The sequence below is a fragment of the Serratia sp. JSRIV001 genome (assembly GCF_019968745.1).
GTDB classification, from domain to species: Bacteria; Pseudomonadota; Gammaproteobacteria; order Enterobacterales; family Enterobacteriaceae; genus Chania; species Chania fonticola_B.
Map to the genome: position 1 here is coordinate 2,610,935 of NZ_CP074147.1, position 22,209 is coordinate 2,633,143.

Annotated in this window: 20 protein-coding genes; 12 read left to right on the forward strand and 8 right to left on the reverse strand. The window is 52.8% G+C overall.

Features of this window, described 5'->3' with window-relative positions; genetic code table 11:
- Positions 1-46: 46 nt before the first annotated feature.
- From KGP17_RS11950 to KGP17_RS11960, 3 genes are all read right to left on the reverse strand, one after another.
- The gene (locus KGP17_RS11950; RefSeq protein WP_223499432.1) at positions 47-2,119 is read right to left on the reverse strand and encodes a TonB-dependent hemoglobin/transferrin/lactoferrin family receptor; all 2,073 of its coding nucleotides are present in this window, start codon (positions 2,117-2,119) and stop codon (positions 47-49) included.
- A 95-nt stretch (positions 2,120-2,214) separates the two neighbouring features.
- A complete protein-coding gene (gene hemP / locus KGP17_RS11955) occupies positions 2,215-2,409 on the reverse strand; it encodes a hemin uptake protein HemP (protein ID WP_223499434.1) in 195 nt (64 codons plus the stop codon).
- Between the two features lie 155 nt (positions 2,410-2,564).
- Positions 2,565-3,050, reverse strand: a complete 486-nt coding sequence (locus tag KGP17_RS11960; RefSeq protein WP_021804573.1) for a glutathione peroxidase — start codon at positions 3,048-3,050, stop codon at positions 2,565-2,567.
- Positions 3,051-3,369: 319 nt separating this feature from the next.
- Between KGP17_RS11960 and KGP17_RS11965 the strand changes: the two genes are divergently transcribed.
- From KGP17_RS11965 to KGP17_RS11980, 4 genes are all read left to right on the forward strand, one after another.
- Positions 3,370-4,290 (forward strand): hypothetical protein, encoded by a 921-nt coding sequence (locus KGP17_RS11965; RefSeq protein ID WP_208295956.1) that lies wholly within the window; start codon positions 3,370-3,372, stop codon positions 4,288-4,290.
- Between the two features lie 90 nt (positions 4,291-4,380).
- Complete coding sequence (locus KGP17_RS11970) at positions 4,381-4,851, forward strand: hypothetical protein (protein ID WP_223499435.1); 471 nt, start codon at positions 4,381-4,383, stop codon at positions 4,849-4,851.
- A 1-nt stretch (position 4,852) separates the two neighbouring features.
- Complete coding sequence (locus KGP17_RS11975; protein ID WP_166734850.1) at positions 4,853-5,164, forward strand: hypothetical protein; 312 nt, start codon at positions 4,853-4,855, stop codon at positions 5,162-5,164.
- A 62-nt stretch (positions 5,165-5,226) separates the two neighbouring features.
- Positions 5,227-5,784 (forward strand): C39 family peptidase, encoded by a 558-nt coding sequence (locus KGP17_RS11980; RefSeq protein WP_223499437.1) that lies wholly within the window; start codon positions 5,227-5,229, stop codon positions 5,782-5,784.
- Positions 5,785-5,882: 98 nt separating this feature from the next.
- Here KGP17_RS11980 and KGP17_RS11985 read toward each other — a convergent pair whose 3' ends face one another.
- Positions 5,883-6,929: a 3-deoxy-7-phosphoheptulonate synthase gene (locus KGP17_RS11985; RefSeq protein ID WP_021178121.1), complete on the reverse strand. Its 1,047-nt coding sequence runs from the start codon at positions 6,927-6,929 to the stop codon at positions 5,883-5,885.
- A gap of 170 nt (positions 6,930-7,099) precedes the next feature.
- The gene (locus KGP17_RS11990; protein ID WP_021804571.1) at positions 7,100-7,921 is read right to left on the reverse strand and encodes a pyruvate, water dikinase regulatory protein; all 822 of its coding nucleotides are present in this window, start codon (positions 7,919-7,921) and stop codon (positions 7,100-7,102) included.
- 472 nt (positions 7,922-8,393) lie between these two features.
- Here KGP17_RS11990 and ppsA point away from each other — a divergent pair, with 472 nt between their 5' ends.
- Positions 8,394-10,772, forward strand: coding sequence for a phosphoenolpyruvate synthase (gene ppsA / locus KGP17_RS11995; RefSeq protein ID WP_021804570.1), 2,379 nt, complete (start codon positions 8,394-8,396; stop codon positions 10,770-10,772).
- Between the two features lie 418 nt (positions 10,773-11,190).
- Here ppsA and ydiK read toward each other — a convergent pair whose 3' ends face one another.
- Complete coding sequence (gene ydiK, locus KGP17_RS12000) at positions 11,191-12,291, reverse strand: AI-2E family transporter YdiK (RefSeq protein ID WP_021804569.1); 1,101 nt, start codon at positions 12,289-12,291, stop codon at positions 11,191-11,193.
- 45 nt (positions 12,292-12,336) lie between these two features.
- The gene (locus tag KGP17_RS12005) at positions 12,337-12,483 is read right to left on the reverse strand and encodes a hypothetical protein (protein WP_155621742.1); all 147 of its coding nucleotides are present in this window, start codon (positions 12,481-12,483) and stop codon (positions 12,337-12,339) included.
- 184 nt (positions 12,484-12,667) lie between these two features.
- Here KGP17_RS12005 and KGP17_RS12010 point away from each other — a divergent pair, with 184 nt between their 5' ends.
- Positions 12,668-15,724, forward strand: coding sequence for an FAD-binding and (Fe-S)-binding domain-containing protein (locus KGP17_RS12010; protein WP_021804567.1), 3,057 nt, complete (start codon positions 12,668-12,670; stop codon positions 15,722-15,724).
- Positions 15,721-16,137 (forward strand): 1,4-dihydroxy-2-naphthoyl-CoA hydrolase, encoded by a 417-nt coding sequence (gene menI / locus KGP17_RS12015; RefSeq protein ID WP_021178115.1) that lies wholly within the window; start codon positions 15,721-15,723, stop codon positions 16,135-16,137. The genes KGP17_RS12010 and menI overlap by 4 nt, the downstream gene beginning before the upstream one ends.
- 36 nt (positions 16,138-16,173) lie before the next feature.
- Here the strand turns inward: menI and KGP17_RS12020 are convergent, their stop codons facing one another.
- Positions 16,174-16,578 carry a hypothetical protein gene (locus tag KGP17_RS12020; RefSeq protein ID WP_024486172.1) on the reverse strand — a complete coding sequence of 135 codons (405 nt, stop codon included), beginning with the start codon at positions 16,576-16,578 and terminating at the stop codon, positions 16,174-16,176.
- A 474-nt stretch (positions 16,579-17,052) separates the two neighbouring features.
- Between KGP17_RS12020 and sufA the strand changes: the two genes are divergently transcribed.
- From sufA to sufS, 5 genes are read left to right on the forward strand one after another with little or no spacing between them, the layout of a single operon-like run.
- Positions 17,053-17,424, forward strand: coding sequence for a Fe-S cluster assembly scaffold SufA (sufA, locus tag KGP17_RS12025; protein ID WP_021178114.1), 372 nt, complete (start codon positions 17,053-17,055; stop codon positions 17,422-17,424).
- 14 nt (positions 17,425-17,438) lie between these two features.
- The gene (sufB, locus tag KGP17_RS12030; protein WP_115158432.1) at positions 17,439-18,938 is read left to right on the forward strand and encodes a Fe-S cluster assembly protein SufB; all 1,500 of its coding nucleotides are present in this window, start codon (positions 17,439-17,441) and stop codon (positions 18,936-18,938) included.
- A 43-nt stretch (positions 18,939-18,981) separates the two neighbouring features.
- The gene (gene sufC, locus KGP17_RS12035; protein WP_021804565.1) at positions 18,982-19,728 is read left to right on the forward strand and encodes a Fe-S cluster assembly ATPase SufC; all 747 of its coding nucleotides are present in this window, start codon (positions 18,982-18,984) and stop codon (positions 19,726-19,728) included.
- Positions 19,703-20,989, forward strand: coding sequence for a Fe-S cluster assembly protein SufD (sufD, locus tag KGP17_RS12040; protein ID WP_223499439.1), 1,287 nt, complete (start codon positions 19,703-19,705; stop codon positions 20,987-20,989). Before sufC ends, sufD begins: the two co-directional genes overlap by 26 nt.
- Positions 20,986-22,206, forward strand: a complete 1,221-nt coding sequence (gene sufS / locus KGP17_RS12045; RefSeq protein ID WP_223499440.1) for a cysteine desulfurase SufS — start codon at positions 20,986-20,988, stop codon at positions 22,204-22,206. The genes sufD and sufS overlap by 4 nt, the downstream gene beginning before the upstream one ends.
- The last annotated feature ends 3 nt before the right edge of the window (positions 22,207-22,209 follow it).

A 22,209-nucleotide genomic window follows, 5' to 3' on the forward strand; every position in this document is an offset into this window, starting at 1 on the left:
GGGTGAGGAGCGGGCAAAAACGGTCTGCCCGCTGTGGTTCAAAGGGTTACCACTGATAGCTGACCAGCAGTTTGGCGTTACGACCATCCTGCGGAATGCCCTGTGGTGAGTAATATTCTTTATCGAAGGCGTTCCCCAGTACCACGGTAGTGGTGACGCCCTGCAGGTCTTCGCGGCCTTTATAGCTTAGGTAGAAATCGTTCACGCCATACCCGGCTTGCTTGCTGTAGCCGGTAGCTACGTGGTGCTCACTCTGGGCAAAGGTTCCCACCCAGCCGGTGGATAAACCGGTCTCGGCAATAGGAATATCCAACACGCTGGTGACCGTATCCGGGGTGATACTGGAGAGCCAGTCACCCGTCGCTTCATCTTTACCACGTGTGCGGTTGTAGGCCAGATCCAAACCGAACCACCGGGTTTTATAGTTCAGCGAGGCATCCCATCCCCAAATCTTGGCGCGATCGATGTTGGTTGAGAAGGTGGTACAGCTGATGCAGTACATACCGCGTGGGCCACGGCCTAACTCCATGGTGACACCGGTAGTAATATAATCTCTGGCTTTGGTATCGAAGTAGCTGGCCTTGAATTGCAGGCTGTCATCGGCCATTAACAGATCGTCAAAGCGCAAGCCGAAGCCGTATTCCTGCGTGGCGTTGGTTTCCGGCTTCAGATTCGGGTTAGGCACCCAATAGTTGGTGATGGTGGTCGGGCCCATCGGGATCGAGAAGTGCTTGGAGTCGTTGTACATCTCGCCCATGGTTGGTGCGCGGAACGCCTGAGCATAGGAGGCGAACATCATCAGCCAATCGGTAGGGGTAACGCTCATCGCACCACGGGATGACCACTTGTTGGCATTGACGTCGTCATAACCGTCGCTAGAGCCTTTGTAGTTGTCATAACGCGTCCCGGCCAGGAAAGAGACGGGCAGGTCACGCAGAGTGATCTCATCCTGCAACCAGCCGGAAGCGAAGTTGATTTTGGCCTGCGGGAAGCTCTCTGTTGCCCCCCCCGGCGTCTGTTCCTGTCGGTAGGCTTCGCTACCATAGGTAAACAGGTGCGAAGCGAAGCTGTCAGCAAACAGGCGGGTACGGTTTTCCAGCTTGCCACCTTTGGTAGTTTGTTTGCGAGCTTCATCCGTGCTGCCGTCGGTATGCGCATTGATCTCTACTTCGGAGTAATAGAGCTTGGCATCGGCATCCAGCCAATCCTGGCCTGTGGGCTTTAGCTTATAGCCGAGCTGTGCGTCACGCTGAATTGTAGAACGGTCAGTTAACACATTGCTGCTGGAAACATCAGGCGTTTGCGGGTTCTTAGGTTCTTGCGCCCGGTTGTTGTAATAACGCAGATTACCGCTCAGGGACTGGTTGTCATCGATGGCCCAGGTGCCTTTGGCCAGAACGTTGCTGATGGTCTCGTCGTTCGGTGCATTAAAGCCATCGCCTTGGCGAATATCACCGATATCGCGGGTGCCGAAAGAGATCAGACCATCGAGATCGTCAGTTTTACCGTAAGCGCTGGCGCCCATGCCCAGGCTATGATCGCCGGTAGCCGCTGTGCCGAACACGCGGTAGCCGGTGTTATGGCCGGGCAACAGCAGATCGGCGGCATCCACCGTTTCATAGGAGATAACCCCACCTAATGCGCCACTGCCGTACAACAGTGCCGATGGGCCACGCACTACTTCAATCCGTTTTACCAAGCCAGGATCCAGGAAGGTGCCATTGATATGGCCGGTATCGGTTCCCTGACGAATACCATCAACCAGGATCAACACGCCACGGCGATCGTAACCCCGCATCATAATGTCTTGCCCATTGCTCCGGCCAGTACCGGTTACGGTAACCCCAGGCACATGACGCAGCATATCGCCGGCGGTGGTGGCGGTTTGGCTCTGAGGGCTGTTGCCGTCGATCACCGTCACCATCATCGGCGCTTCAAAACTGCTGCGCTGATTACCGGTGGCGACCACGGTCATGGTCTCATCTTTGTTTTTTTCTTGTGCCTTGGTGGCAGCGGAAACACTGGTGTCGGTCTGGGCAAAAACCACCGTAGGCAAAGCGCAGGCAATGGCCAGGCTTAATGCGGATAAACGCAGCCGGGAGGCAAAAATGGCAGGCATGTGGCAACTCTCCGTATGTTTTAAACATATCAATAGATTTGCTGGCTGCCTGGATCGCAAGATCGGGGTGGCTGGCGTTAAAAGGAACTAAGACGTTATTTGGTTAAGATCAATTTTCCCGCTTTGGTCTGACGCAGTTGATAGCGCTGTCCTTGATGGATGATCACCGCTAGTCCATCGCTGCCCAACAGCTCGACACTGTCGAAGCAGGGCGGTAAAGAGGCAGGTACACTGCCTTCAGCAGTAACCAAAGCGTTGTTGGACTGTGGGGGATTATTGAGATTGTCCATAAAATCAGCCGGTAAATGGTAATTAATATCAAATTGATAATCATTATCATGTTAGCGAAAGGTTACATCAAGGGAAATTTTCTTATCGATGGCACCTTTTCGTCGTTACGCTTACCGGAACTGGATTGCTGCAGATCGATTTGCTGATGAAAAGGCTATTTCAACAGGGTTTCGATACGGCTGAACAGGCGCTCGGGTTTGGTGATGGGGGCGAAGCGCGTGATGCGCTCGCCATCAGCAGTGAGCAGGAATTTGGTGAAGTTCCACTTGATGCGTTGGCTGCCTAACAGGCCGGGTGCACGGCGCTTTAACTCGCTGAACAGGGGATGTGCCTGCGCACCGTTGACGTCGATCTTGCTGAACAGCGGAAAGCTGACGCCATAGTTAAGGGTGCAGAAGTTGGCAATCTCCAGCGGATTGCCCGGCTCTTGTCCGCCAAACTGATTGCAGGGGAAGCCCAGCACCATCAACCCGCGTGAGCGATAATACTGCCACAGCTTTTCCAAGCCTGCATACTGCGGGGTAAAGCCACACTTGCTGGCGGTATTGACCACCAGGTAGGCTCGCGCCGGAAAGTCGGCCAGCGTTTTATGTTCCCCTTGCAGGGTGATACAGGGAATGGACAGCAGTGAATGGTTCACAGAAGGGCTCCAGATCGGTTTAGCGGCGGATGTTTGGCCAGTATAGCTGAATGAGGTAACACTATCTCGTACCATAGGGGCTAAATAATCGGCTGTCGGTGTTGTGCAGACAATAATGCGCTATTGCAATAAACACTTTTAACGTGATAAAAAAGCACTGTTTTTATAGCCAGAAAAAAACATTGATGGCAAATGTTATTTAATATAAACAGTGCGTTGCATAATTACCTTTTTAATTTAAATTAATATTTAAATAAAATAACTAACAATTAAAAATACCATTTTTTTCCACTAAAGTTATTGACTCTTGAGTTTTCCAATGTTTATTATCGCATTTATAGACAATGTGATTGAAACCGAGGGGGGTATGAAAAAGAATGCTATTTTGTTGATGTTAATTAGTTTGGTGACTTTTATCTCCCACGCAGAGGAAACGCGGGAAAATATGGGGTCGGAACCGGTTAAGTCAATTTTGAAAATTGATGATTTCCTTCCGAAAAAGCAAAGGTGGTCATTTGGAACGGGAGTGAATATCATCAATGAAAGTGCTGAAGGAGGGTATTCCGGTGTTTATATAAATCAAATCAGCCCAGGCCAATATGTTATCGATCGCACCTCATTATCCTATCGGCGGGAAAAGAATGGAATGTCAGGATATCTTTTGGGGATGTATGGGGTGACGCGCCAACTATCTTTATCAGCCACTGCAAATGGGCAATGGGTCAATACGAGATATTTGTTGGAAAATAATACTGGCGTGACTAAAAATGAGTACGGATTTAATGGGTTAGGGGTTGGGGTAAGCTACCAGTTTTATCGGTTTTCGGATTATTCTGTTTTTTATTCTGGCGGAAATTTCAAACATGGTGCGCTACAGAGTTACGTACTTGGCTCCTCTCTCAGTTGGATATACGACCCTCTCGTTCTGAATCTGTCATTCGGTTATCTCGATGGTATTTCGAAGGAGAGATTTACTAACGACTATCAAGCCTACACGCTATCGGGAAAAGTTGTCTTTGCTATTAACCCTGAGGTTAATTTAAATTGGGGAGTTTCTAAGGATGTCATAAATGCATATAGTGATATTTCAAGCCAGAAAGAGTGGAGCAGTAAAACCTCGCTTTCAGTTGGCACGGCAGTGAACTTGGCAGAGAATACTATTGGCAGCGTTAGTGTTAAAGGAGGGGTAGGCAACAACAAAGGCTCTGTCATATCTATTGGTTTGAACTATAAAATGTGAATAGCTATCAATCTTCATGCCGTCAGAACGTTAGGGATATATTTCGTATGGTATTCCAACGCCATATTTTAATGTCTAAAGGTTGCCAATATGATGAAGATAAAACAGGTTTTGTTTATTTGCGTTTTAGGCTATTACTCTGTTTTTAGTGTGAATGTGTGCGCTGAAAACAAACTGGAATCCTTGGATAAGGAGAAGCATCGTAAGTTAGAGGCATTGGGATATCGTTCATTTTTGCCATTAAATATGGAGGAGTTAGATAATACCAAAGGTAAGGTTGGCCCTCTGGTTCTTGGTGCCATTGGGGCGGCAGGAGGCGCTGCTGGGTCAATTGGTATTGACTTATCAAATGGAGCGCAAATAAATTGGGGGAATGCAGCCACTGCGGCCGTCGGTGGTTTTGTAACCGGTGCTACGGGGGGATTAATGGGCGCTACGGTGTCAGGGGCAGCTGCCAGTGCGGCTTTAGGTGTAAGTGCTATGGGGGCGACTAATGCGGCTATTGGCGGTCTTGGTGGCGGTGGAAGAGGGTCATGTGATACTTGTCATAAGAAGAAATAATATGTCTATATTTAATGTCGGCTTGCTTATAGTGGCAACCTGTTGTCATTTCATTACAGGCGTAAAAATATTTATGGATGTTAAAATGAGTGCCATTGCTTTTTCATCATTAATGCTGGTTTTGGCGGGGTTAATAAGTGGTCATGTTGTTTTTACTTCGGCTTACTCCCTGTTGATGATTTTTATGGCTGCTATTATCCACTGGCTGTCTAAAAAGAAACGCATAAAAAAAGTTAACGGCATGGGTATTATGTATGTGAATTTATCTTCGCTACCCACTATCGTTTACCTGGCTCAATGGATAGGTTCATGATTTTGAGTAGCATCGGAAGGGGGCACTAGTAATAATTTTCGCATGATATTTATGGAGGGCTATTGAAGAGATGGATGGTGAGCGTTATATGTTTTTTTATGCTTTTTAGTGGTTGTCAAACGAGTGTGAAAGCAACCTATCTGCACACTAAGTTTCTGGGGGGGAATAGGCAGTTGTATGATAACACCTGCGGGGTGGCTTCTCTTGAATTTATTTCAAGGCAATATTACAACATTGATACATCAGAACTAAAGTTGATAAGTAACATCGGTGTAAAACCTGAGTATTCACTCTTGGATATTAGCATGCTATCAAAAAAAATGGGGTTGGATACCATAGGCATTAAAATTACATCAAAACAATTAAAGCAGCTTCACTCACCCGCCATTCTATACATAAATAGATTTGGAAAAGAGCACTTTGTGGTTTTCCATGGGGTGATTGATGGCGTTATTCAAATATACGATCCTGCCTGGGGGTATATTAACTACCCATTCTCCCAGTTTGAACGATATTGGCGTAGAGAGGGGGGTTTTGGTCGCGCGCTGCTTTTTCTGGATGATATTAAAATAGATTTCAACGAAAGGTTGATTTACAAAAAGATGGTCTCGATAGAGTGAGTTGCCCAAATGTTTGTGAAATCGTATGTGCTATTGTGAGATGGTGGTTCTACCCGCGAATAAGAGCCAGCATGCCAAAAGCATGCTGGCTAAAATAATCAGAAGCGGGTATCCACCGCATCGGCCAGCATAGCCAGCAACTGCTCGCTGTCCGACCAGCTCAGGCAAGGGTCGGTAATGGATTGGCCGTAGGTTAGCGATTGGCCAGCCACGATTTTTTGCGTGCCTTCCACCAGGAAGCTTTCAGCCATCACGCCAGCGACGGCCACTGAGCCTGCGCGGATCTGTTGGCAGACGTTTTCCGCCACTTCCAACTGGCGGCGATGCAATTTCTGGCAGTTGCCGTGGCTGAAGTCGATCACCAGCTGTTCAGGTAAATCGAACTCGCGCAGGCTATCACAGGCGGCTACCACATCGGTCGCGTGATAGTTTGGCGTCTTGCCGCCGCGCATGATGATATGGCCATAAGGATTACCGCTGGTCTGGTAAATGGTCATCTGGCCGGTTTTGTCTGGCGACAGGAACATATGACCGGCGCGCGCGGCACGGATGGCATCAATGGCGATGCGGGTATTGCCGTCGGTGCCATTTTTGAAACCGACCGGGCAAGAGAGCGCCGAAGCCATTTCACGGTGGATCTGGCTTTCGGTGGTGCGAGCGCCAATCGCGCCCCAGCTGATCAGGTCGGCAATATACTGGCCGATCACCATATCCAGAAACTCGGTCGCCGTTGGCAGGCCAAGCTGGTTCACTGACAATAGCAGCTTGCGCGCCATCTCAATGCCACGGTTGACCTGATAGCTGCCGTCCAGGTCGGGATCGGAAATCAAGCCTTTCCAGCCCACCACGGTGCGCGGTTTTTCAAAATAGGTGCGCATCACGATTTCCAGGCGATCCTGATAGCGCTCGCGCAGTACGTTAAGACGGGTGGCATAGTCCATTGCCGCATCCAGATCGTGAATGGAGCAGGGGCCAATCACCACCAACAGGCGCTTGTCTTCGCCAGTGAGGATTTTTTCAATACGTTTACGTGACGCTGTCACGTTATCGGCTACCGATGCTGAGATCGGCAACTTTTCTGCCAACGCCTGAGGCGTGACCAAGCTGTCGATGCGCGCGGTCCGCAGTTCATCTGTTTTGTGCATGATTGTCTCTAAAACTGTTCTTCGCGACGGCAGGAATACCGGGAAGTGATGGCGATCACAATAACGCAAAAACGGCTGATTTCAACCGTAGAGATTGTGATCGGCTGATTAAAACCGGTAAAAAAGCACAAAAGAGGGGGGATGGACGACTATCCGGCCAGCCCCTACTATCAGAACATTCGCCGGCTCATACCGAGGATATCGAGGATCTTGGTGGAGATTTCCTCCACCGAATAGTTGGTGGTATTGAGGTAGCGGATCTGGTTTTTGCGAAACAGTGCTTCCACTTCGGCAACTTCCATCCTGCATTGGCGCGGGGAAGAGTAGCGGCTGTTTTCGCGGCGTTCTTCGCGGATCGCCGTTAACCGCTCTGGGTTAATGGTCAACCCAAATAATTTATGTTGAAACGGCTTTAGCGCGGCAGGTAGCTGCAAATTGTCCATATCATCGGCCGTAAACGGATAGTTGGCCGCGCGGATACCAAATTGCATCGCCAGATAAAGGCTGGTGGGGGTTTTACCGCAGCGGGATACGCCGAGCAGGATCACCTGCGCCTGATCGAGATTGCGCAGCGATATGCCGTCATCATGGGCCAGGGTGTATTCAATGGCCGCGATCCGGGCGTCATACTTGCCCAGATTGTTTTCCGTCAGCCCGTGGGTGCGATTAGGGACCGGCGTTGGATCCACCGCTAATTCCCCCTGTAGCGGGCCAACCAGGGCTTGCACGATATCCTGGCAGAATCCTTCACTTTGGGTGATCACCTGCCGCACTTCCGGCGAGATAATCGAATAGAACACCAGTGGGCGCACACCTGTCTGTTGGTAAATATCATTGATCTGCTGGCATACGCCCCGCGCACGCGCTTCGGTTTCCACAAAGGGCAGAGTGAAAGTGGTGGCCTTGACGGGAAACTGTGACAGCACCGCATGCCCCAATACTTCGGCGGTAATGGCCGTGCCATCCGAGATATAAAAAACGCTTCTTTCCACCCATAACTCCTTAATGCCTGAAACGACGGATAGCAACATCATGGTCTGCATACCCACATACGGTAAAGAGGAGGACAGAAATTTTGTGACGCTGGGGATCATTCGCGGCAATTGAATATATTTAATAAAACTATATTTCATTTTTAATAAAATGAATGGTGCTATTTTAACTACCTGCTCCGACGCAAATTGGTGCTATTTTCGTCAAATCAATCACTAAAATTACGGGTATTTAAGCAAAAGTTTAAATAATACATAATTTGTTGAATTGTAAGCTTTTAGCCAGTTAGGGAACGATCCCTAATAAAATTGTGCTCGCTGGAATTCTCTTAATTGCTATTTTCTTCATTGGCTTGATCGATTCACCTGTCTATTGTCTATGGATCATTGTGCTAGTGTGGGTGGGTGCCGTTTTTGCGGTACCCGTCAAAAATCCGTCAATACCCTACTGATAGCAATAAGGATTGTCTCGATGTCTAACAATGGCCCAGACTTGCGTAATGTGCTTTGGTACAACCAGCTTGGCATGCACGACGTTGACCGTGTCGGTGGCAAAAATGCCTCCCTCGGTGAAATGATCACCAATCTCTCCGATTTGGGCGTGGCCGTACCCAACGGTTTCGCCACCACCGCCCAGGCATTTAACGATTTTCTTGAGCAAAGTGGGGTTAACCAGCGCATTTATCAGCTGCTGGATCAGACTGACGTGGACGATATTGCTCAACTGTCCAAGGCCGGTGCGCAAATTCGCCAATGGGTGATCGATACGCCTTTCCACGCGGAATTTGAACGTGAAATTACCCTGGCGTACCAACAACTGTCCGAGGGCGAAAGCGAAGCCTCCTTTGCCGTGCGTTCTTCCGCCACGGCCGAAGATATGCCAGACGCCTCGTTTGCTGGCCAGCAGGAAACCTTCCTCAACGTGCAGGGCATTGATGCGGTGATGGTGGCGATCAAACACGTCTTCGCCTCTCTGTTTAACGACCGGGCCATCTCTTACCGTGTGCATCAGGGTTACGATCACCGTGGCGTGGCGCTTTCCGCCGGTGTGCAGCGCATGGTGCGCTCCGACCTGGCTTCCTCTGGGGTCATGTTTACCATTGATACCGAGTCCGGCTTTGATCAGGTGGTATTTATTACCTCGGCGTTCGGCTTGGGGGAAATGGTGGTGCAAGGGGCGGTCAACCCGGATGAGTTTTATGTCCATAAACCGACGCTGCTGAAGGGCAAACCGGCCATTGTGCGCCGCAACCTTGGCTCGAAAAAAATCCGCATGGTGTACGCACCTTCACAGGATCACGGCAAACAGGTCCGTATCGAAGATGTGCCAGAAGAGCAACGCAATCGTTTCTCTTTGACCGATGATGAAGTCCAGGCACTGGCACATCAGGCGTTGTTGATCGAAAAACACTATGGCCGCCCGATGGATATCGAGTGGGCCAAAGACGGCCACACCGGCAAGCTGCTGATAGTCCAGGCGCGGCCAGAAACCGTGCGCTCCAATGAGCAGGTGATGGAACGCTACCAACTGAACGGTAACAGCACCGTGCTGGTGGAAGGGCGAGCCATTGGCCATCGCATTGGGGCAGGCCCGGTGAAGGTCATCCACAATATCAGCGAAATGGATCGTATCGAGCCGGGCGACGTATTGGTCACCGACATGACCGACCCGGATTGGGAACCGATCATGAAGAAGGCGGCAGCGATCGTAACCAACCGTGGTGGACGTACCTGCCATGCAGCGATCATTGCACGCGAACTGGGGATCCCTGCCGTTGTAGGTTGTGGCCACGCAACGGACCTGCTGAAAGAAGGGCAGAAAGTCACCGTCTCCTGCGCCGAAGGCGACACTGGCTTTGTCTACAGCGACATGCTGGAGTTCAGCGTACAAAGCTCGGAAGTCACTGAACTGCCGGAACTTCCGTTGAAGATTATGATGAACGTCGGAAACCCTGACCGTGCGTTCGACTTCGCTCGCTTGCCAAATGAAGGCGTAGGGCTGGCCCGGTTGGAGTTTATTATCAACCGCATGATCGGCGTACACCCGCGTGCCCTGTTGGAGTTCGACCAGCAAACTCCAGAGCTGCAGGCAGAAATCAAGACGCTGATGTTGGGCTATGACGATCCGGTCGAGTTCTATGTCGGTCGTTTGACCGAAGGGATCGCCACGTTGGGTGCGGCATTCTGGCCGAAGCGCGTGATCGTGCGCCTTTCCGATTTTAAATCTAACGAATACGCCAACCTGGTCGGCGGCGAGAAATATGAGCCGCACGAAGAAAACCCGATGTTAGGTTTCCGTGGTGCGGGTCGTTACGTGGCTGACAGCTTCCGAGACTGCTTCGCCATGGAATGTGCCGCAATGAAGCGGGTACGTAATGAGATGGGGCTGACCAACGTTGAGGTAATGGTGCCGTTTGTGCGTACCGTGGCTCAGGCGGAAGCCGTGGTGGCAGAGCTGGGGCGTCAAGGGTTGAAGCGCGGCGAGAACGGGCTGAAAGTGATCATGATGTGTGAGATCCCTTCCAACGCCTTGCTGGCCGATCAGTTCCTTGAGCACTTTGATGGCTTCTCTATCGGTTCCAACGATATGACGCAGCTTACGCTGGGGCTGGATCGCGATTCCGGAGTGGTCTCTGAGCTGTTTGACGAGCGCAATGAGGCGGTCAAGGCGCTGCTTTCCATGGCGATCCAGGCGGCCAAGCGTCATGGCAAATATGTCGGCATCTGTGGACAAGGCCCGTCAGACCATGCGGACTTTGCCGAGTGGCTGATGGATCAGGGGATTGATAGCCTGTCGCTTAACCCGGATACCGTGGTGCAGACCTGGGTTAATTTGTCACAAAGAAAGTAAACCTGAATAACAACGTCTATTGAAAACATAAAACCGCCGGTTAAACCTGGCGGTTTTTTTATATTGGCGGGTTATTTTGCACAAAAAAAAGCCCATCAAAAGACGGGCAAAGACTACACACAGCAATTCAGTGATTCGGAGTAACTCTGTTAGATGACTTGGCTGGCAAACAATGCATGGAAAGCAATGCTTTTCAGCAAGATAGAGTTTCATACTAGGCAGTTATCTGGCGCGCGTCATTAAGAATCGTCCCAATCAAACAGCCTGGATTGTACGATTTCATTGCAAGAACAGGTATTTGATTGGTATCTATTTTGCACCAGGTGAGTCAGCAGAATAATTATCGGGAACGATGCGGTGGGGAATGGGAATATTTGGATTTATCGCCTGCCCAATGAATGAGCAGGCGATGTAGGGATCACAACTGTTCTAAATCTTTGGCGACTTCTTCCAGATCGGCGGTGGGCTCTGGAGCTTCGTTCACCCAGGCGCTAACCAACCGATAAGAGACCGCCAACACGACTGGGCCGATAAACAGACCAATCATCCCGAAGGCCAGCAGGCCACCGATAACGCCTGACAGGATCAGAATCAACGGCAGGTCGGCACCCATGCGGATTAGCGCCGGGCGCAGGAAGTTATCCAGAGTTCCGACCACACAGCTCCACACCAATAGCACGGTGCCCCAGGTGGTATCACCGGTCCAGTAAAGCCAGATAATGGCCGGGACCAAGACCAGCAATGGCCCCAGTTGAGCGAGGCAAAAGACGAACATCACTACGGTCAGCAAGGTGGCCGCCGGAATGCCGGAAACGGCCAGCCCAATACCGCCCAGGATCGACTGCACCAATGCGGTCACCACCACGCCTAATGCGACTGCACGGATCGCTTGCCCGGCCAGTAACACGGCCGCGTCGCCCCTAGTGGAAGCAAGGCGTACGGCAAAATGGCGGATCGCCATGCCAACCTGCTCACCGCGGGCGTACAGCAAGGCGCTGAACAGTAACATTAGCGAACAGTGGATCAGGAAACGGCCAATATGTGCTGCCTGGGTGACAAACCAGGTGGCGGTCTGGCCAAAGTAAGGTTGAATTTTGGCCACCAGAGCGTTACCACCGGTGTTCACCAACAGATGATAGCTGTTATAGACTTTGTGCCCGATCACTGGAATGGAACGCAGCCACTCCAACTGTGGAACGTGGAGCTGGCCCGGCGAGTTCACCCAGGCTACGATTGGCGCGCTGTTGTCCACCACGCTGCTGATCAATAGGGCAATAGGCAGCACAAACAGTAAGAGCAGCAGGATGGTCATCACCAGCACGGCTAGCGACCGGCGGCCCCAAAGTAGGCTCTGTAGTTTAATCAATACCGGCCAGGTGGCGATCACCACCATCGATGCCCAGGCAAATCCCAGAATAAAGGGTTGAATGACCCAAAAACTGGCGACGATCATAATGGCGATAAACAGCACACCAAAAATTATCGTCGGTAAATCGTAGCGGCGTTGCGGTTGTGTCATGAATGCGTTTTCATCCTAGTGAGTTAATTCCTTGGTACCCTTTTATCATGGAGCATTTTTGGCAACTTTCACAGTCAGCAGCACATTTTGCCGTGGAACGTCATCAGCGGTACCGCCTTTCACTATTAAGCGCAGTGGAATAACCGCCAGATTTTCTTCTGCCGAAAGCGCAGCCATCGGTTGCGCTATCATTTTCCCCGCCAAATAATGCCAAATTCAGGATGTACAAGCGGCAAAACACCCGCCATTATGAGGTAGATAGCGATGATGCAGGGGCGGGTAACGGCCCTTGCGGTTATCGTGATAATAAAAGACAGGGGAGGGTCAGTTCCGGGCCCGGTTAAGCAATGAAGAGCAGACAGAGTCAAACAAGCGAATGATCCCACAAATTTCTCAGGCATCCGGCCTCGTTCAACGGGTGCTGGACTTTTTGGCCGCGTTAAAACAGAGCGGATTCAACGGCGATACCGCCACTAGCTATGCCGATCGGTTGACGATGGCGACGGATAACAGCATTTACCAGCTGTTGCCCGATGCGGTGGTGTTTCCTCGCTCAACCGCCGATGTGGCGCTTATCGCCCGGCTGGCCGACGAGGAGCGCTTCAAGGCGCTCACCTTCAGCCCGCGCGGTGGTGGCACCGGCACCAATGGGCAGGCACTTAACACCGGCATTGTGGTTGATATGTCGCGCTACATGAACCGCATTCTGGACATCAACGTCGAGCAAGGTTGGGTGCGGGTAGAGGCCGGAGTGATTAAAGACCAGCTTAACCAGTATCTGCGGCCGTTCGGCTATTTCTTCTCGCCGGAGCTTTCTACCAGCAACCGCGCCACCCTAGGTGGCATGATCAATACCGACGCGTCTGGCCAGGGCTCGCTGGTGTACGGCAAAACCTCAGACCACGTGCTGGGGCTGCGGGCGGTGTTGCTGGGGGGCGAAATGATCGACACTCGCGCCATGCCAACACCGCTGGCGGAAACGATTGCCCAGGAAGATACGCCAGAGGGGCGGATCTACCACACCGTGCTGAACCGTTGTCGCGAGCAACGCGCACTGATCCTGGAAAAATTCCCCAAGCTTAACCGCTTCCTAACCGGCTACGATCTGCGCCACGTGCTGAGCGACGATCTGCAAACCTTCGATCTGACCCGCATTCTTACCGGTGCCGAAGGAACCTTGGCCTTTATCACCGAAGCGCGGCTGGATATCACACCGCTGCCGAAGGTGCGGCGGCTGGTAAACGTCAAATATGACTCTTTCGATTCGGCCCTGCGCAATGCGCCCTTTATGGTGGAAGCCAAGGCGCTGTCGGTGGAAACCATCGACTCTAAAGTGCTGAATCTGGCCCGCGAAGATATCGTCTGGCACTCGGTCAGCGAACTGATCACCAACGTGCCGGATAAAGAGATGCTCGGGTTGAACATCGTTGAGTTTGCCGGTGACGATAAGGAACTGATCGACGGCCAGATGGAAGCGTTGTGCGAGCGTCTGGACGATCTGATCTCCGAGCAACAGGCTGGGGTGATCGGCTATCAGATTTGCGGCGATTTGACCGGCATTGAGCGTATCTACAATATGCGCAAAAAGGCGGTTGGGTTGCTGGGTAACGCCAAAGGGCAGGCCAAACCCATCCCGTTTGCCGAAGATACCTGCGTGCCGCCGCAGCATCTGGCCGACTATATCACCGAGTTCCGCCAACTGTTGGATAGCCATAACCTGAGCTACGGTATGTTCGGCCACGTTGATGCTGGTGTGCTGCATGTGCGCCCGGCCTTAGATATGTGCGATCCCCAGCAAGAAGTGCTGATGAAGCAAATATCTGACCAGGTGGTGGCGTTAACCGCCAAGTATGGCGGCCTGTTGTGGGGAGAACACGGGAAGGGCTTCCGGGCGGAGTATAGCCCGGCGTTCTTCGGCGAGGAGCTCTATGAAGAACTGCGCCGCATCAAGGCCGCGTTTGACCCGCTCAATCGCCTCAATCCGGGGAAAATCTGCCCGCCGCTGGGCGTAGATGCCGTTATGATGAAAGTCGATGCGGTGAAACGTGGCACGTTGGATCGCCGCATCCCCATCGATGTCCGCACTTCGTTCCGTGGCGCGATGGAGTGTAACGGCAACGGACTGTGCTTTAACTTTGATGTCCACAGCCCGATGTGCCCATCGATGAAGATCACCGCGAATCGGATCCACTCGCCGAAAGGCCGAGCGGCCCTGGTTCGCGAATGGTTACGCTTATTGGCAGAGCAGGGCGTGGACCCCGTCGCACTGGAAAAGCAGTTGCCGCAGCAGCGCCTCAGCTTCCGCACGCTGGTTGAGAAAACCCGTAATAGCTGGCATGCAGGCAAGGGCGAATATGACTTCTCCCATGAAGTCAAAGAAGCGATGTCTGGCTGCCTGGCCTGTAAAGCCTGTTCGACCCAGTGCCCGATCAAGATCGACGTGCCGGGCTTCCGTTCGCGCTTCCTGCAGCTTTATCACACCCGTTATCTGCGCCCAATGCGTGACTACGTGGTCGCTGGCGTTGAGAGCTATACCCCGTTGATGGCCAAAGCGCCAAAGGTGTTCAACTTCTTCTTCAAGCAGCCATGGGTGCGCGAACTGAGCCGCAGCAGCATCGGTATGGTGGATTTACCGCTGCTATCGAGCCCAACGTTACGCCAACAACTGTCGGGCCATAGCGCGTTCAGCATGACGCTTGAACAGTTGGAAGCATTGAGCGAAAGCCAGCGCGAACAGCATGTGCTGGTGGTGCAGGATCCGTTTACCAGCTATTACGATGCCCAGGTTGTGGCAGACTTTGTACGGCTGGTGGAAAAGCTGGGCTACAAGCCGGTGCTGTTGCCATTCTCACCGAACGGCAAGGCACAGCATATCAAAGGGTTCCTGACACGCTTTGCCAAAACGGCGCGCAAGACAGCGGACTTTCTTAACCGGGTAGCCAAACTGGGGATGCCGATGGTGGGTGTCGATCCGGCGTTGGTGCTGTGTTATCGCGACGAGTATCAAGAAATTCTCGGGGCCGAGCGGGGTAATTTCCAGGTGCAACTGGTTCATGAGTGGTTGCAACAGTTGCTGGCAGAACGAGCAGAACAGCCTGCGACCGGGGAAGCCTGGTATCTGTTTGGTCACTGTACCGAAACTACCGCATTACCGGCGAGTACCCAGCAGTGGGCAGCCATCTTTGCCCGTTTTGGCGCCAAGTTGGAAAACGTCAGCGTGGGTTGCTGTGGCATGGCGGGCACTTACGGTCACGAAGCCAAGAATCTGCAAAATTCCCTGGGGATTTATGAGCTATCATGGCATCAGGCGCTACAGCGTTTGCCAAGGCAACGCTGTCTGGCGACCGGTTATTCTTGCCGCAGCCAGGTAAAACGCATTGAAGGCAATGGCGTGCGGCATCCATTACAGGCACTTCTGGAGATGATTGCGTGAAGCTGTGGAAACGTGAAACAACGCTGGAACAACTCAACCAAAGCGGTGAAGGATGCATGGTGGCTCATGTGGGCATTCAGTTTACCCGCTTGGAAGATGACTATTTAGAGGCGGTGATGCCCGTCGATCACCGCACTACCCAGCCGTTTGGCCTGTTACACGGTGGGGCTTCGGTGGTGCTGGCCGAGTCGATGGGCTCAATGGCGGGGTATCTGTGCACCGAAGGGGAACAAAAGGTGGTGGGGTTAGAGATTAACGCCAACCACCTGCGCGCGGTATTTAAAGGGCAGGTGCGCGGGGTTTGTCGTGCGTTGCACGCCGGCCGCCGCAATCAGGTCTGGCAGATTGAGATCTTCGACGATCGCGATCGCCTCTGCTGTACCTCACGGCTGACCACGGCAGTATTGGAGTAACACCAACCCCGCAGGTTTTCGCCTGCGGGGTAAACGTTACAGCTGGAACGGCACCCGTTTCACAAAATCCTTCTGAAAAGCGGTAGCCTTGTCCCAGCCGCCTTCCATCGAATATTTCTGGCAAATCAGCGTTAGCGTATGCCGGGCAAAATGATAGCACTGCACGCGGAACAGCTGACAACGCTGTGGGTTGTTGATCTCGACAATCAGCCGGTTATGCAGTTTGCTCAGCGCATGCAGGTAGCTCTCGTCATCGCCATTTTCCAGGCATAAATTCGCCATGCCAAGGCTGACACCGTTGTAACGCTTCAGATGATTGATGTTGCATTCAGGCCGCTGTAGCGCCGCTTCCGCCATATAGAAATCCACCGTGGCATCACGGATGTTGAACTTGTATTCATCAATTTTGCTCAGCAGCCACGCATTCATCGAGATAGCCATAGGTCCACGCCCAATTAAAGCTTAATGATAATCATTATCATATTTGTAGCTGTGGCGATGATCAATGCTCCCCGCAGATTTTTTTCTGTAGTCGGTCTTTTGACCGCCACGGGCTAAAAACACGCGAGCGACTAGACTTAAAGCAGGGAAAGGCATTTTTCAGACAGACAAAATGCAGAAATAGGTATTTTCTATGAATGTTTAAAACAGACGACTTATCCGGCGCTATAACCTTGTCGGAACAGCGGGATAAGCCGTACGAGATATGATGAATTGCTATGAATTCAGAGGGATAAAAATTATCCCCATATCTATTTTGCTTGGATACGCCATCGATTTATCGTGTTGCCGAGCGTAAATCCGGGCGTTTGGTAAATACCCCCGCAAAACAAAAGGTTGAAGTGATAATCATTATCACTAACATGGGCGGTAAGCCAGATCGGCTGTAGTAAACACGAATGTGAGGTAGGCCATATGCATACGGAAGATGTTGGTACTTTTTCTTTGGCAGACAACGTCTGGCAAGGCATTTCGCTGAGCGACAGCGCGGTGAAGCAGATAATCAGACTCATGCAGCAGGATGCTCAGGTGAAAGGGCTGCAACTCGGCGTCAAACAATCCGGCTGTGCGGGCTTTGCCTACGTGCTGGATTTGACCCGCGAACCGGCCAGCGACGATCTGTTGTTCGAACGTGACGGGGCCAAGCTGTTCGTGCCGCTCAAAGCGATGCCGTTTATCGATGGCACCACGGTAGATTTTGTTCGGGAAGGGCTGAATCAGATGTTCAAATTTAATAACCCTAAAGCTCAGAACGCCTGCGGGTGCGGTGAGAGCTTTGGCGTTTAAGCGATGCAATCAACATGACACGAAGCAACGTAGAAACAGCGAAAGATGTACCGGCTTGGGTCAGCGAAGGTCGCTATAAGGAAGGATTCTTTACCCAACTGGCCACCGATGAGTTGGCCAAAGGTATCAACGAAGAGGTGGTACGCGCCATCTCTGCCAAGCGTAACGAACCCGAGTGGATGCTGGAATTCCGCCTGGAGGCTTACCGTGCCTGGCTGCAAATGGAAGAGCCACACTGGCTGAAAGCCAACTATGACAAGCTTAACTATCAGGATTACAGCTACTATTCAGCGCCGTCCTGCGGCAGCTGTGATGACTCCTGCGGTTCTCAGCCTGGGGCGGAGCAGCAGCCTGGTGCCAGTTCGGAGAACGGCTACCTGACCAGCGAGGTTGAACTGGCGTTTAATCAGTTGGGTGTACCGGTGCGTGAAGGTAGCGAAGTGGCGGTAGACGCCATTTTCGACTCGGTTTCTGTCGCGACCACCTACCGTGAAAAGCTGGCAGAGAGTGGGGTGATCTTCTGCTCGTTCGGTGAGGCCATTCACGACCATCCAGACTTGGTACGTAAATATCTGGGCCGAGTGGTGCCACATAACGACAACTTTTTTGCCGCACTTAACGCAGCAGTGGCTTCTGACGGCACCTTCGTCTACGTGCCGAAGGGTGTGCGCTGCCCAATGGAGCTTTCCACCTATTTCCGTATTAACGCCGCGAAAACCGGCCAGTTTGAACGCACCATTCTGATTGCCGATGAAGGCAGTTATGTCAGCTACATCGAAGGCTGCTCAGCGCCGGTACGCGACAGCTATCAGCTGCACGCGGCGGTGGTTGAAGTGATCCTGCATAAAGACGCCGAAGTGAAGTATTCCACGGTGCAAAACTGGTTCTCCGGCGGCGGCGAAAGCAAGGGCGGTATTCTCAACTTCGTCACCAAGCGGGCGCTGTGTGAAGGCGCAGGATCCAAGATGTCCTGGACACAGTCGGAAACCGGCTCGGCCATCACCTGGAAATACCCAAGCGTGATCTTGCAGGGCGACAACTCGATCGGTGAGTTTTTCTCGGTGGCGCTGACCAGCGGCTACCAACAGGCGGATACCGGCACCAAGATGATCCACATTGGTAAAAACACCAAGTCGACCATTATTGCCAAAGGGATCTCCGCTGGGCACAGCCAAAATACCTATCGTGGGCTGGTGAAGATCCTGCCCGGGGCGGAAAACGCCCGTAACTTTACTCAGTGCGACTCGATGCTGATCGGGCCCAATAGCGGGGCGCATACCTTCCCTTATGTGGAGACGCGCAATAACAGCGCCCAGCTTGAGCATGAGGCTACCACCTCGAAGATTGGTGACGACCAACTGTTCTACTGCCTGCAACGGGGCATCAGCGAAGATAACGCCATCTCGATGATCGTCAATGGTTTCTGCAAGGACGTGTTCTCCGAGCTGCCGCTGGAGTTTGCCGTAGAGGCACAGAAGTTACTGGCTATCAGCCTGGAACACAGCGTCGGTTAAGCACCCGTATTTATAGCGCAGCAGCGCGATTAGAGGACACAGCATGTTAAGTATCAAGAATTTGCACGTCAGCGCCGAAGGTAATGAGATCCTCAAGGGGCTGAGCCTGGACATCAAACCGGGCGAAGTGCACGCCATTATGGGACCCAACGGCTCTGGCAAAAGCACGCTTTCCGCCACGCTGGCTGGCCGGGAAGAGTATGAGGTCACCGCAGGGGAAGTGACGTTTAAAGGCAAAGATCTGCTGGAGCTGGCTCCTGAGGATCGGGCCGGTGAGGGCGTATTCCTGGCGTTCCAGTATCCGGTAGAGATCCCCGGCGTCAGCAACCATTTCTTCCTGCAGACCTCGGTGAATGCGGTGCGTAATTACCGTGGCCAAGAGGCGCTGGATCGCTTCGACTTCGCCGACTTTATCGAACAGAAGATCGAGTTGCTGAATATGCCAGCGGATTTGTTGACCCGTTCGGTCAACGTCGGTTTTTCCGGCGGTGAGAAGAAGCGCAACGACATCCTGCAAATGGCGGCGCTGGAGCCGGAGCTGTGCATTCTGGATGAAACGGATTCCGGGCTGGATATCGATGCCCTGAAGATCGTCGCCAACGGCGTCAATTCGCTGCGTGACGGCAAGCGCGCCTTTATTATTGTCACCCACTATCAGCGCATTCTTGATTACATCAAGCCGGATTACGTTCACGTGCTTTCCCAGGGGCGCATCGTGAAGTCCGGTGATTTCTCATTGGTGAAACAGTTGGAGGAGCAGGGCTATGGCTGGCTTTCCGACCAACAGTAATTCACGGGCACTACAGCAGATGTACAGCCTGTTCGAAGCCCGCGGCGGCGAGCAGTCTGCGCATGCGTTAGCCCATTGGCAGCAGGTTTTGCGCCAAGGCTGGCCGACTCGCAAGCAGGAAAACTGGAAATATACCCCGCTGGAAGGCTTGTTGGAGCAGCAGTTTCTGGAGCCTGTAGACCACGTGATTAGCGAGGAGCAGCGTGACCAGTTAGCGTTGAAGATTGATGCGTATCGCTTGGTGTTTGTCGATGGGCGCTTATGTCCGCAATTGAGCGATGAGGATCTTGGTGACTACCAGTTGAACAGGGTGACCTATGATGCGCCAATAACGCTGCCAGAACCGATCCAGCCAGAAATTTTTCTGCATTTGACCGAAAGCCTGGCGCAGGAAACCAGTGTGATTAGCCTGGCGGCAGGCAAAGCTCCGGCTAAACCGCTCTATCTGTTGCATCTCAGCACTGGTCGCGAGCAGTCCGGAGAAGTGAATACGCTGCATCACCGGCACCATATCGAGATTGCGAGTGGTGCACGAGCTTCGGTCATCGAACACTATGCCAGCGTCAGCGCTGCGGCCCACTTCACCGGTGCGCGCCTGACCGTGACGGTGGGTGATAATGCCGAGCTGCATCATTGCAAACTGGCGTTTGAGAGCCAGGCCAGTTATCACTTTGCCCATAACGACCTGCTGGTTGGCCGCGATGCGCGGGTTAAAAGCGACAGCTTCCTGTTGGGAGCGGGGCTGACACGCCACCACACCAGTGCACAGTTAAACGGTGAGGGGAGCAATCTGGTCATCAACAGCCTGGTGCTGCCGGTAGGTAAAGAGGTATGCGATACCCGTACCTATCTGGAACATAACAAAGGCTACTGTGAAAGCCGCCAACTGCACAAAACGGTGGTCAGCGATCGGGCCAAGGCGGTATTTAACGGCATGATCAAGGTCGCGCAGCACGCGATCAAAACCGACGGCCAGATGAACAACCACAATCTGTTGTTGGGCAAGGTGGCGGAGGTAGATACCAAACCGCAGTTGGAAATCTACGCCGATGATGTCAAATGCAGCCACGGTGCCACCGTGGGCCGGATCGATGAAGAACAGCTGTTCTATCTGCAATCGCGCGGTATTGATAAGCACGCGGCGCAGCAGATGATCATCTTTGCCTTTGCCGCTGAACTGACGGAGGGCATTGCCGACCCGGTCATTCGGGAGTTGGTGCTGGCGCGTATCGCCGATCGTTTACCCCAGGAGGCGGCATGAGTTATCCCCTGGAACGGGTACGTAGTGATTTTCCCCTGCTGGCTCGGGAGGTCAATGGGCAACCGTTGGCTTATCTGGACAGTGCTGCCAGCGCGCAGAAACCGCAGAGCGTGATTGACCGCGAACTGGATTTCTACCGTCACGGTTATGCCGCGGTTCACCGCGGCATTCATACGTTGAGCGCCGAAGCTACCCAGCAGATGGAGGGCGTGCGTGAGCAAGTGGCGCGCTTTATCAATGCGGGCTCGGCGGAAGAAATCGTGTTCGTCAAAGGCACCACCGAAGGCATCAATCTGGTGGCTAACAGCTTTGGCCGCCATCTGCTGACGGCGGGCGACAGCATCATCATCACCGAGATGGAGCACCACGCCAACATTGTGCCGTGGCAAATGCTGGCGCAGGAGCGAGGCATCACGCTGCGTGTCTGGCCATTGCAGCCAGACGGTACCTTGGATTTGGCACAACTGCCGGGCCTGATGGATGCCTCCACCAAGCTGTTGGCGATCACCCAGGTATCGAACGTGCTGGGAACCGTCAACCCGCTGAGTGAGATCGTTCCCTTGGCCAAAGCAGCTGGGCTGAAGGTGCTGGTGGACGGGGCTCAGGCGGTGATGCATCAGCGTATCGATGTCCAGGCGCTTGACTGCGATTTCTATGTGTTCTCTGGCCACAAGCTGTACGGGCCTAGCGGTATCGGCATTCTGTATGGCAAGCAGTCGTTGCTGGAACAGATGCCACCGTGGGAAGGCGGCGGCGCGATGATCCAACGGGTCAGCCTGACGCAAGGTACTACCTTTGCAGCGCCGCCATGGCGGTTTGAGGCCGGTTCACCTAATACGGCGGGTATGATGGGGCTGGGGGCTGCCATCGACTATGTCGAGGCTCTGGGGCTGGAAAATATCCACGATCACGAGCAATCTCTAATGCGCTACGCATTGGATGGACTGCAGCAGGTGCCAACGCTGAAGATTTATGGCCCTGCGCAGCGTGCCGGCGTGATTGCCTTTAACCTGGGTGAACATCATGCCTACGACGTGGGCAGTTTCCTGGATCAATACGGCATTGCGATCCGCACTGGGCACCACTGCGCCATGCCGCTGATGGAGTTCTACCAGGTACCAAGTATGTGCCGTGCCTCGCTGGCGTTGTACAATACCCGCGAGGAAGTGGATCGGCTGGTCGCCGGTTTGCAGCGCATCCACAGCTTGTTAGGCTAATCA